Consider the following 11,891-nt stretch of genomic DNA (forward strand, 5'->3'; position numbering starts at 1 on the left):
CCAACACTCAGCCACCCCACCGCGCCCCCGCGCAACGCGACTAAAAACCCTCCACCTCCCCCACCCCTACAGCCACTGAAATGGATTGTTGTAAAATTCCGCGCAAATTTTGGAACCGGTTCCATTTACCATTGGCCCGCAAAGCGGCCTAGGCTAAAAGTCGGTCCCCGCGAACGGCACGGTCAGATCAGGCCGCGTCGAATTGATACAGAATCCAACCATGTCCGAATCTCCTCTCACGTCACGCCGGGGCTTCCTGCGCACGGCGGTGGTGCTCGTTCCGGCAACTGGCGCGCTCGCGGCCTGCGAGGGCGGCACGCAGTCGTCGTCCGCGCCTTCCAGTATGGCGGCCCAGCAAGGCGGCAACCAGGCGTCCGCGCAGACCGAATACAAACCCCGCTTCTTCGACGCCCGCGAATGGACCTTCCTGCGCGCGGCCGTCGATCGACTGATTCCCGCCGATACCGAAGGCCCAGGCGCGCTCGACGCGGGCGTGCCTGAGTTCATCGACCGGCAGATGGACACGCCCTACGCGCACGGCGCGCTCTGGTACATGCAGGGCCCGTTCCAGCAAGGCATCCCGGAACTCGGCTACCAGTTGAAGCTGGTGCCGCGCGACCTCTATCGACTGGGCATTGCAGCGGTGAATGCGTATTGCTCGAAGGCGTACGGCAAAGACTTCGACGCGCTCGACGCCGCCACGCGCGACGCCGTGCTCGGCGCCCTCGAAGCGGGCAAGGTCGAACTCGACGGCGTGCCCGCCAAGGTGTTCTTCGGCCAGTTGTTGCAGAACACCCGCGAAGGCTATTTCTGCGATCCGATTCACGGCGGCAACAAGGACATGGCCGCGTGGAAGATGATCGGCTTTCCCGGCGCGCGCGCCGACTTCATGGATTTCGTGAACCAGAACGGTAAGGCCTACCCGTACGGTCCGGTTTCGATCAACGGGGAACGCACTTAATGGCGATCAAGAAACCTCATGTGGACGCGGTCGTGGTCGGCTTCGGCTGGACCGGCGCGATTCTTTCGAAGGAACTCACGGAAGCCGGTCTGTCCGTGGTCGCGCTGGAGCGCGGCGAGTATCGCGACACCTACCCGGATGGCGCGTACCCGAACACCATCGACGAGCTCACCTACAACGTTCGCAAGAAACTCTTTCTCGATCTTTCGAAGACCACCGTTTCGATCCGCCACGGCGCGAACGACACGGCGCTGCCCTATCGCCAGCTCGCGGCCTTCCTGCCTGGCGAAGGCGTGGGCGGCGCGGGCCTGCACTGGTCGGGCGTGCACTTTCGCATCACGCCCGAAGAGTTGCGCCTGAAGAGCCACTACGAAGAGCGCTACGGCAAGAAGTTCATCCCGGACGGCATGACGATCCAGGACTATGGCGTGAGCTACGACGAGCTGGAGCCGCACTTCGACTTCGCGGAAAAGGTGTTCGGCACCTCGGGCCAGGCCTATAAGGTGGGCGACAAGGTCGTCGGCGACGGCAATGTGTTCGAAGCGCGCCGCAGCGATAATTTTCCGTTGCCCGCGCAACTGAATACGTACTCGGCGCAGCGCTTCTTCGACGCGGCGAAGTCGCTCGGCCTGCATCCGTACCGCCTGCCCTCGGCGAACACCTCGGGTCCGTACACGAACCCGTATGGCGTGCAGATGGGCCCGTGCAACTTCTGCGGCTATTGCAGCGGCTACGCGTGCTACATGTACTCGAAGGCGTCGCCGAATCTGAACATCCTGCCCGCACTCAAGCAGGAAAAACATTTCGAACTTCGCGCGAAGTGCCACGTTCTGCGCGTAGAACTCGACGATTCGAAGAAACGCGCGACCGGCGTGACCTATGTCGATCCGTCGGGCCAGGAAGTATTCCAGCCCGCCGATCTGGTGATCGTCTCGGCGTTCCAGTATCACAACGTGCATCTGCTGTTGCTCTCGGGCATCGGCAAGCCTTATGACCCGGTCTCGGGCGAGGGCGTGGTGGGCCGCAACTTCGCGTACCAGAACCTCTCGACCATCACCGCGTTCTTCGACAAGGACACGTACACGAATCCGTTCATCGGCGCGGGCGGCAACGGCGTGGCCGTGGACGATTTCAACGCCGACAACTTCGACCACGGTCCGCTCGGCTTTGTCGGCGGCTCGCCGCTGTGGGTGAACCAGGCGGGCGTGAAGCCGATCAGCGGCATCGCCACGCCGGCGGGCACGCCCAACTGGGGCTCGCAGTGGAAGAAGGCCGTGAAGGATCATTACGCGCATACGGTGTCGATGGATGCGCACGGCTCGAACATGTCGTATCGCGACGTGTTCCTCGACCTCGATCCGACCTATCGCGACTCGTACGGCCAGCCGCTGCTGCGCATGACCTTCGACTGGAAGGACAACGACATCAAGATGGCGCAGTACGTCACGGGCCAGATGAAGAAAATCGCCGAGGCGATGGGTCCGCAGGCCATCAACGTCTATACGCGCGAGTTCGGCGCGCACTTCGATTCGCGCCGCTATCAGACCACCCACCTCGTGGGCGGCGCGGTGATGGGCACGGACCCGAAAACCAGCGTGATCAACCGTTATTTGCAGAGCTGGGATGTGCACAACGTGTTCGTGATGGGCGCGTCCGCGTTCCCGCAGGGCATCGGCTACAACCCGACGGGTTTGGTGGCTGCCCTTGCGTACTGGTCGGCGAAGGCCATCCGCAACCAGTATCTGAAGAACCCCGGCCCTCTGGTGAGCGTGTGACGAGCCGCATGAAGACGATCTTTTCCCCCACACGCAACATGCACAAGTTCGCGCGCCTTTCGGTTGCGGCCGCAACAATCTCGGCGTCCGCTGCCCTGAGCGCATTCGTTGCGCCGCTCGCGGCCCGCGCCGCCGATGCGCCCGCGCCCGCCAGCAAGGCCGACACCGCGCTCGTCGCGCACGGCGAATATCTCGCGCGCGCCGGCGACTGTATCGCCTGCCACACCGCGAAAGGCGGCAAGTCCTTCGCGGGCGGCCTCAAGTTCGACACGCCCATCGGCGCGATCTACTCGACCAACATCACGCCCGACGCCAGCAACGGCATCGGCAAGTGGAGCTACGAGGACTTCGCCAAAGCCGTGCGCGAAGGCGTGCGCCCGAACGGCGAGACGCTCTACCCCGCGATGCCCTACCCGTCGTACGCGCGTCTTTCCAATGACGACATGAAGGCGCTCTACACGTACTTCATGCAGGGCGTGGCGCCCGTCGCGGCTCAGAACCGCGCGGTGGATATTCCCTGGCCACTTTCGATGCGCTGGCCGCTCGGCATCTGGCGCACCATGTTCGCGCCCAAGGAGCAGGCGTTCGATCCCTCGCGTTACAACGATGCGATCGTCGCGCGCGGCGCGTATCTGGTGCAGGGTCTCGGCCACTGCGGCGCGTGCCACACGCCGCGCGCCAGCACGATGCAGGAACGCGCGCTCACCGATCTCGAGGGCGACGATTTCCTCGCGGGCGGCGGCCCGATCGACGGCTGGGTGCCGTCGAATCTGCGCGGCAATCCGCGCACGGGCCTTGGCACGTGGAACGAAGACGACATCGTCCAGTTCCTCAAAACTGGCCGCAATCTGCACACGGCGGCATTCGGCGGCATGACCGACGTGGTCCAGCACAGCATGCAGTACATGACCGACGCGGACCTGCTCGCGATGGCCCGCTATCTGAAGACGCTGCCGTCGAGCGATGCGAAGGAAACGTCGTACGCCTACGACGCCGCCGCCGGTCACGCGCTGCAAAGCGGCGACGCGAGTGCGCGCGGCGCGGCCGTCTATCGCGACAACTGCATGGCCTGCCACCGCAGCGATGGACGCGGCTACACGCGCGTGTTCCCCTCGCTCGGCGGCAACCCCGTCGTGCAGGGCACGGACGCCACGTCGCTGATCCACGTGCTGCTCACGGGCGCCGCGCTCGAAGGCACGAAGGCCGCGCCGTCGACCTTCACCATGCCGCCCTTCGGCTGGCGACTCTCCGACGAGGAAGTCGCCGACGTCGCCACCTTCGTGCGCACGAGCTGGGGCAACACCGGCGCGCCGGTGAGCGCCGCCGACGTCGCCAAGGTGCGCAAGACGGTGAGCGTGAGCGCGCCCGATCTGCCGCCGGGCGCTTCGCTCAAGCGTTGATGCATTGATGCGTTGAGGTTTCGATGCGCGGCCTTAAAGGCAGCGCATCGACGCAGTGCATCGAAACAACCACCCGCAGCACTGGCGTTTTCGCCACCGCTCCGTAAAATCCACGCCTTTTTTCCGCGCCCAGGCCGCGGGCCGCCTCGCATTCGCACGCGAGGCGGCCTGTGCTTGCGCGCATAACAAAAGACCGCAGCATGGCGGTCCATCACTCATCGAGACAACACATGATGAAAAAACACCTGATCTCTGCACCGATCCTGATGTCCCTCGCGGGCGTCGCAGCGGCGCAGGGCTCCGTCACGCTCTATGGAATCGTCGATGCGGGCATCACCTACCGCAGCAACGAACGCACCGGCAGCGCCGGCGCGTATCAAGGCCATTCCAACGTGGGCGTGACGAGCGGCAACCTCTCGGGTAGCCGCTGGGGGCTCAAGGGCAAGGAAGACCTCGGCAACGGTCTGTCGGCGATTTTCCTGCTCGAAGACGGCTTCGACATCAGCAACGGCACCTCGGGTCAAGGCGGCCGCCTGTTCGGGCGCCAGGCCTTCATGGGCCTCGCCGACAAGCAGTACGGTTCGCTCACGATGGGCCGCCAGTACACCTCGCTCAACGACTTCGTGGCCCCGGTCGCGCCGGTCAGCGCGGTGGGCGGCTTCGGCGCGCACCCTGGCGACATCGACGATCTGGACCAGACCACGCGCGTCGACAACTCGATCAAGTACACGAGCGCGAACTACTCCGGCTTCACGTTCGGCGCGTTGTACGGCTTCGGCGGCCAGGCGGGCACCCTCAAGCGCAAGAACACCTGGAGCGTGGGCGCGGGCTACGCGAACGGCCCGCTGCATGTCGGCGTGGGCTACGAGCGCTCGGACAACAGCAAGACCGGTCTCACCGACACCACCTACGGCAAGTGGCAAGGCACCTTCGACGGCACCTTCAATTCGTCGATCAACGAAGGCTACGCCAGCGCACAATCGCAACAGGTGGTGGCGACGGGCGCGACCTGGGATTTCGGCCCGGTGCTCGTGGGCGTGAACTACAGCAACGTGCAGTACAAGGCGGGCGCGAACTCGCTCTACTCGGGCACGGCGAACTTCAACATCGCGGGCGCGTTCGGGATGTGGAACGTGCAGCCGCGCACGCACCTGTTCGCGGGCTATAGCTACACGCGCGGCAGCCACGTCGATGGTCTCGACGACCCGGCGCAGTACCACAACGTTTCGCTGGGCGCGCTTTACGATCTGTCGAAGCGCTCGACGGTGTACCTGCTCGCGGGCTATCAGCACGCATCGGGCATGACGCTCAACGCGCTTGGCGAACCGGTGGCGGCGACGGCGTCGGTGTCGGACAAGGGCAATAGCCACTCGTCGGCGGCGCAGTCGCAGACGATCGTGAGCGTGGGTTTCCGCCAGAAGTTCTGACGCTGTAATGAAACAGGGCACGCGGCGCGAATGCGCGGGCGTGCCCTGGATGCGGTTCGCCCAGCGGGCGAACCTTCAATCCTGTTGATCAGGATTGCAGATTAATCAGACAATTGACTATATCGGCTACGCGGCAGACTCAGTGCAGCACTTCGGGCCGCGCGAGCAGGCCGATGAATTCCTCGATCGACAGTGCCGGTGCGAGTTCGGAGAGCGTCGAGTAAATCACGGTGTCGTAGATCGCGGAACCCGCAGCCGATTCCAGCTGGACCCCCGCGGCGGCGGCACGATACTCCGCGCGCTCGTGGGCGATCGAGAGAATGAGTTGTGCTTCGGATTTTGAAAATGGCGTCGTCATACCCGGGCTAACGGCTTTGGCGCGAGAACCTTTAGGGGCGTGGCGCATGCACGCCACCACGAAAGCGAATCGAAAGCATCAACGCACCGCGACTTCATTGGGCGGCGCCCCGTGCGGTTGCGCCGTAACCGGCGACGTGATCGTATAGCCCGCATCGCGCAGATGCGCAAGCAACGAATGTTCGCCGAAGAAGTGCCCCGCGCCCACGGCGACGAGTATCGGCCCCTTGCCGTAAAAGTAGCCGTCCTGTGCCATCGTGGCCGCGAAAATGTCGGTGCCGCGCACGAACAGATACTGGCTGAAGTCGTAATGCGCGTCGCTCTCGCCGGGATAGCGCGTGTTCGCGAGCCGCTCCAGCGCCGCGACATCGCCCGCGGCCCATGCCGCCTGGAACGACTCGTACGAAACCTCGCCCGGCGCCTTGCCGCCATGCAGACCCATGCACACGCCCTGCAAAAACGCCTCCTGATCGTCGGCGGGCATCTCGTCGAAAAGCTGCATGCCCTGCTCCATCGTTTCCAGATAGATGAGCGGAATCTGCCGGTGCCGCGCCAGCGTTTCAAGGCGCTCGTCGATACCGGCAAACACCTGCGGCGAGGCATCCTTCACGAAATGCGCACGCTGCCTGCCATCGCTCACCCAGCGCCATTGGTGCAGGCGCACGGCTTCAGCGGCAAAACCCGCCAGCCAGGGCTTGGTCTGGAAAAACGTGCGGATATCGGCGCCGCTTTCACGCGCGCAGCGCGCCAGCGATTCGGCCGTCATCGAACTCACGTGATTCGAGAGATTGTCGTTCGCGGGATAGAAGCCGATGCGCCTGACCATCTGCGTGTCCTCGGGCGTCGGCTGGGTGTGCGTCTCCAGCACGATCGCCTGCACGCCGTTTGCCAGTTCGGCCAGCGCCGCGTTCACGCGCGGATCGTCGCTGGCGAGCGCGTGGATGGTCGGCAGCAGGATCAGGGTGGGATGGCCCGGCGAACGCGCGATCCAGACAGGCGGATGATCGTCGGCGGGCGGGCCCGGCAGCGGCGTCTGTGGTTGCGCGCGCACCATGTTTGCAGCAGTGAACAGCAACACGGCAACCCACGCCGCACAGATTCGCGCGACGCGACGGGGTGTCTCCAGGATCCGTTCAACGCCTGTCATCGTGCGACCCCGCATAAGGGGAAGGCCCGCTTCCAGCCTACGCGCTGCGACGCGTGGCATCCGTGCGCCAGGCCACACACACTACGCCATGCAAGCGCATGGCAGATCCTCACGACCGGCGGCGCGCGCCTAGCTGCCCTGCGCCGCGCGCGCCTTCGCGAGCACGTCGAGATTGCCCTCGCCGAAGCCATGATGGCCGCTACGCTGCACCACCTCGAAAAAGATCTCGCCCGCGCGACGCTTCACGAAAGTCTGGAAGAACAGGCGCGGCACGCCGTCCGCGCCGATCTCGCCGTCGATCAGGATATGGCGCTTGCGCAGCGCCTCCAGATCGACGCCATGCCCCGGCAGGCGCGCATCGACCGAATCGTAGTAAGCGGCGGGCGGCACGACGAATTCGACGCCGTTCGCCATCAGCGCATCGACGCAGGGCACGATATCGTCGGTCGCGAGCGCGATATGCTGCACGCCCTCGCCCGGATGATCGGGCAGATAGTCGTGCATGAGTTCGGTGCGATGCGTGCCTTCCTCGTAGACCGGAATGCGGATCTCGCCGTCCGGCGAGACCATCACGCGCGACTCCTGCGCGACGTGCCAGTTCGCATTGATCTCGTGGATCTCGCGGAAATGCAGCAGGTCGCGATAGAAGTCGAGCCATTCGCCAATGCGTCCCGCGCCCACCGTCTGCGTGAGGTGATCGACACGCTGCAGACCGGTGCCGCTGTGTTCGAGATCGGCTTGCGCCGTGGCCAGTTCGATGGGGCGAAAGTCGATGTCGAAGATCGAAATATCGCCCACGCCGCCGCGCTGGCCGCCGCGCCCGCGCCAGCGGTCGACAAAATAGATATGCGAGTCGCCAATGCCCTGAATGGCGGGAATGCGCAGTTCGCCCGCGCCCACGCGCTCGCCCTCATAGGCCCACGCGCCCAGCCGCAGCGCATGCTCGAACGCGCGCCGCGCGTTCTCCACGCGCACGCCGATCGCGCAGACGCCCATGCCGTATTCCTCGGCGTAGCGCGCGGCGAACGAGTCGGGTTCGGCATTGACGAGAAAATTCATCTGGCCCTGACGCCAGAGCGTCACGTCCTTGCTGATGTGGCGCGCAATGGCCTTGAACCCCAGTTGCACGAGCTGCGCCGCCAGCGCCGCGGGCTCGGGCGCCGCGAATTCGACGAACTCGAGCCCGGCCATGCCGAGCGGATTGAGCTGCTCCGGTGCACCGGAAATGGGGTTGGACGACATGCGGGAGGCTCCTGATACCAGACGATGAAGCAGACTATGAAGCGTCGAATTAAATCAATCGAACGAAGCAGCGGGAACAGCTAGAGAGTGCGTGCAGAACGCGCGCGGCGCAAGCCCCAGCGCAGCATGACGACACCCCGAACCGCACCCCGCTGCGGCGCGCCAATTTTAACCAATTCGTACACCACGCCAAAGGTGGCCCGGCCGATTCGGCCGCAACCACCTCCGTGCTAACCCTCAAAGCGTTCGATAATCGCACACTTATGGGCGATAATCGCGCATTTCGCGCGTTGTACGCATTGATCCGGGGCGCACGCGGCCCTATGCTCCGTTTCACCGCTGCCGAACCACCGGCAGGCATCACACCAGGCAGACAAAAACGCTGCTGGGACTGGAGACATCTCATGACCCCTACCCTCGAATCCACGGGCGCGGCCGAGCCGGCCAATGCCAGCCACGCACGCAGCCAGGCGAAGAAAGCCGCCCTGGGCAGCTTCGTTGGCGCCGTCGTCGACTGGTACGACTTTCTGCTCTACGGCATCGTTGCCGCACTGGTCTTCAACGCGGAATTCTTCCCCGCCATCGGCAAGAACATGGGCACGCTCGCGGCCTTCGCCACGTTTGGCGTGGGCTTCCTGTTCCGCCCGCTCGGCGGCGTGGTGTTCGGCCACTATGGCGACCGCCTCGGGCGCAAGCGCATGCTCGTGCTCACCGTCATGCTGATGGGTCTGTCGACCGTCGCCATCGGCCTGTTGCCCACCTTCGCCACGATCGGCTGGTGGGCGCCCGTGCTGCTCGTGCTGATGCGCGCGATCCAGGGCTTCGCCGTGGGCGGCGAATGGGGCGGCGCGGCGCTCATGGCCGTGGAAAGCGCGCCCAAGGGCAAGAAAGCGTTCTATAGCAGCGGCGTACAGGTGGGCTATGGCGTGGGTCTCGTGCTCGCGACCGGCATCGTCGCGCTGCTGAGCCACCTGCTCGGCGAAACGGCCTTCCGTTCGTGGGGCTGGCGCCTGCCCTTCGTGTTCAGCATCGTGCTGGTGCTGATCGGCCTGTGGGTGCGTTCCAGCATGGACGAGTCGAAGGAATTCGTCGAGAAGGTCGAGCACGGCCATCGCAAGCTCAAGATGCCGGTGCTCGAAGCGCTCACGCGTCATCCGAAGGCCTTCCTCTACATCATCGCGCTGCGTCTGGCCGAACTCTTCACGATGTACATCGTGACCGCCTTCGCGCTGAGCTACTCGACGACCAACCTGGGCCTCTCGCGCGATCTGTTCCTCGGCATCGGCCTGTTCGTCGGCGCGCTCTCGTGCGTGACGATTCCCTGCTTCGCCTGGCTCGCCGACCACCTTGGCCTGCGCCGCATCTACCTGATCGGCGCGGTGATCGGTCTCGCCAGCGCGGTGCCGTTCTTCCTCGCCCTCGAAGCGCGCTCGACGTTCTGGATCGTGATCTTCTCGGTGGCGCTCGCCAACCTCGCGCACGACATGGTGGTGAGCGTGCAGCAACCGCTCTTCACCGAACTGTTCGGCGCCGAATATCGCTACAGCGGCGCGGGCGTGGGCTACCAGTTCGCCAGCGTCGTGGGCGGCGGTTTCACCCCGTTCATCGCCGTGGCGCTGGTGGGCGTGGGCAGCGGATCGTGGCATCTGGTGGCGGCGTATCTGGCCGTTGGCTGCCTGATCTCGCTGATCGTCGCCGCGCGCATGAAGCCCGCCAAGGCCTGAGCACGACGCACGCTTTTGCAGATGGCAACGAGGCCGGGCACATGCCCGGCCTTTTGCGTTGATTCGCTGATGCGCCAAAACGCCACGCTATTTCCGCCGACATGAAAACGACGACGACCCTCGACAAGCGCGACTGGATCGCCGGCCTCGAAAAAGGCCTGGCGATTCTCGAAGCCTTCGACAGCCAGCACGCGCGCATGACCGCGACCCAGGCCGCCGAGCGCACCGGCCTCTCGCGCACGGCCGCGCGGCGCTATCTGCTCACGCTCGAATCGCTCGGCTACGTGCATACCGATGGGCGCCTGTTCGGCCTCACGCCGCGCGTGCTGCGCGTGGGCTGGTCGTATTTCGATTCCGCGCGCCTGCCGCGCACGGTGCAGCCCTATCTCCAGCAACTGAGCGCGACGCTCAACGAATCGGCCTATGTGAGCGTGCTCGACGGCTGGGACCTCGTGGTGATCGCGCGCAACGGCGTCTCGCGCGTGATGACGACGGGCTTCGTGCTAGGCGCACGCGTGCCCGCGCCGCTGATCTCGCCGGGCGTCGTGCTGCTTGCCTACCAGGAAGATCAGCAGGCGGTTTCCGCGTGGCTGGATACCGTTGAGCTCGCACCCTTCACGCCGCACACGCTCACGAGCGCGACGCGGCTACGCGAGAAAATCGTGCGCGCGCGCGCCGATGGCTATGCGCTCATCGAGCAGCAATTGCAGGTAGGCGTGCGGGGCGTGGCGGTGCCGTTGCGCAACCGCAGCGGCGAAGTGATCGCCGCGCTGAGCACCAACATGTCGATCGGCACTGAAAGCGCGGAGGCGGCCGTGCAACGCGTGCTGCCGCATTTGCAGGAGACGGCGCTGTCGATGTTGAACGTGCTGTGACGGCGCGTAGCGTCAGGATGCGGCTTCTTTGACGATCCACGCCTCGAACAGCCGCATCGCAGGCGTCATGGCTCGCGACTGCAAGGACGTGAGCCAGTAACTCCCCGTCGGCACCTCGATGTCGAAGGGCCGCATCAACAGCCCCGCCTGCAACTCGCGCGCGAACATGCGCGCCGGCGCGAGCGCCACGCCCGCACCCTGCATGGCCGCCTCGGCCATCAGCCGCGACGAATCGAAGATCGGCCCGCTCACCGTCCACGCGTCGATGCCCGCAGCGCTGAACCACCGCAACCATTCGTCGGTGCGATAGGAGCGCAGCAGCGTCTCCTTCGCGAGATCTGCCGGCGCGCGCAAACGCTGCGCGATCTCCGGCGCGCACAACACCGCGAGCGGCGCGTCGAGTAGATGCGTGTTCTGCGTGGCCGGCCATTTGCCGTCGCCAAAGCGGATCGCGAAATCCAGCCCCTCGCCCGCCAGATCGACGAGATTGTTGTTCGTGAGCAGGCGCAATTCGACGAACGGATGCGCCTCGCGAAACGCCTTGAGACGCGGCATCAGCCAGCCGATCGCGAACGTCCCCACCACGCCGACCGTGAGCACCTCGTGCAGGCGGCCGCCTTCGAACTGCTTGAGCACGTTCTCGATACGGCCGAACGCGTCGCTGAGCACCGGCAGCAGCGCCCGCGCCTCGTCGGTCATGCCGAGGCCGCGCGGCAGACGCCGGAACAACGGCACGCCAAGCCAGTCTTCGAGCATGCGAACCTGCTGGCTCACGGCGGCTTGAGTGACTTTGAGTTCGAGGCCCGCACGCGTGAAACTCAGATGGCGCGCGGAAGCCTCGAAGGCGCGCAGCGCGTGCAGGGGCACATTGGGACGCATGGACGATCCATAAGTTTTTCTATCGGGTGAGGCAAATTATCGTCGCTTGTGGGCGGGGCGGCAACGCCAGAGAATGCTTGGCGCGGCAGGATAGAACGCCGATG

The 11,891-nt window shown here is 65.2% G+C and carries 10 protein-coding genes; 6 read left to right on the plus strand and 4 right to left on the minus strand.

Features of this window, described 5'->3' with window-relative positions; all coding sequences use genetic code 11:
* Positions 1-220 precede the first annotated feature (220 nt).
* From U5782_RS02490 to U5782_RS02505, 4 genes are all read left to right on the plus strand, one after another.
* Positions 221-961 carry a gluconate 2-dehydrogenase subunit 3 family protein gene (locus U5782_RS02490; RefSeq protein ID WP_322042279.1) on the plus strand — a complete coding sequence of 247 codons (741 nt, stop codon included), beginning with the start codon at positions 221-223 and terminating at the stop codon, positions 959-961.
* Complete coding sequence (locus U5782_RS02495; RefSeq protein ID WP_322042280.1) at positions 961-2,736, plus strand: GMC family oxidoreductase; 1,776 nt, start codon at positions 961-963, stop codon at positions 2,734-2,736. The genes U5782_RS02490 and U5782_RS02495 overlap by 1 nt, the downstream gene beginning before the upstream one ends.
* Before the next feature lie 8 nt (positions 2,737-2,744).
* The gene (locus U5782_RS02500; protein WP_322042281.1) at positions 2,745-4,136 is read left to right on the plus strand and encodes a cytochrome c; all 1,392 of its coding nucleotides are present in this window, start codon (positions 2,745-2,747) and stop codon (positions 4,134-4,136) included.
* Between the two features lie 233 nt (positions 4,137-4,369).
* Positions 4,370-5,563, plus strand: a complete 1,194-nt coding sequence (locus U5782_RS02505; RefSeq protein ID WP_322042530.1) for a porin — start codon at positions 4,370-4,372, stop codon at positions 5,561-5,563.
* 139 nt (positions 5,564-5,702) lie between these two features.
* On the opposite strand, the gene U5782_RS02510 is transcribed toward U5782_RS02505, so the two are convergent.
* From U5782_RS02510 to U5782_RS02520, 3 genes are all read right to left on the minus strand, one after another.
* Entirely contained in the window at positions 5,703-5,921 is a 219-nt protein-coding gene (locus tag U5782_RS02510; RefSeq protein WP_322042282.1) for a hypothetical protein, read from the minus strand.
* A 78-nt stretch (positions 5,922-5,999) separates the two neighbouring features.
* Positions 6,000-6,998 carry a TraB/GumN family protein gene (locus tag U5782_RS02515; protein ID WP_322042283.1) on the minus strand — a complete coding sequence of 333 codons (999 nt, stop codon included), beginning with the start codon at positions 6,996-6,998 and terminating at the stop codon, positions 6,000-6,002.
* 198 nt (positions 6,999-7,196) lie between these two features.
* Entirely contained in the window at positions 7,197-8,309 is a 1,113-nt protein-coding gene (locus U5782_RS02520) for a 4-hydroxyphenylpyruvate dioxygenase family protein (protein WP_322042284.1), read from the minus strand.
* A gap of 404 nt (positions 8,310-8,713) precedes the next feature.
* Between U5782_RS02520 and shiA the strand changes: the two genes are divergently transcribed.
* Positions 8,714-10,033, plus strand: a complete 1,320-nt coding sequence (gene shiA / locus U5782_RS02525) for a shikimate transporter (RefSeq protein ID WP_322042285.1) — start codon at positions 8,714-8,716, stop codon at positions 10,031-10,033.
* 101 nt (positions 10,034-10,134) lie between these two features.
* Entirely contained in the window at positions 10,135-10,908 is a 774-nt protein-coding gene (locus tag U5782_RS02530) for an IclR family transcriptional regulator domain-containing protein (RefSeq protein WP_322042286.1), read from the plus strand.
* Between the two features lie 12 nt (positions 10,909-10,920).
* Here U5782_RS02530 and U5782_RS02535 read toward each other — a convergent pair whose 3' ends face one another.
* Positions 10,921-11,787: a LysR family transcriptional regulator gene (locus U5782_RS02535; protein WP_322042287.1), complete on the minus strand. Its 867-nt coding sequence runs from the start codon at positions 11,785-11,787 to the stop codon at positions 10,921-10,923.
* Positions 11,788-11,891: the final 104 nt, after the last annotated feature.

The sequence above is a fragment of the Paraburkholderia sp. J67 genome, from assembly GCF_905220265.1.
Taxonomy (GTDB): Bacteria; Pseudomonadota; Gammaproteobacteria; order Burkholderiales; family Burkholderiaceae; genus Paraburkholderia.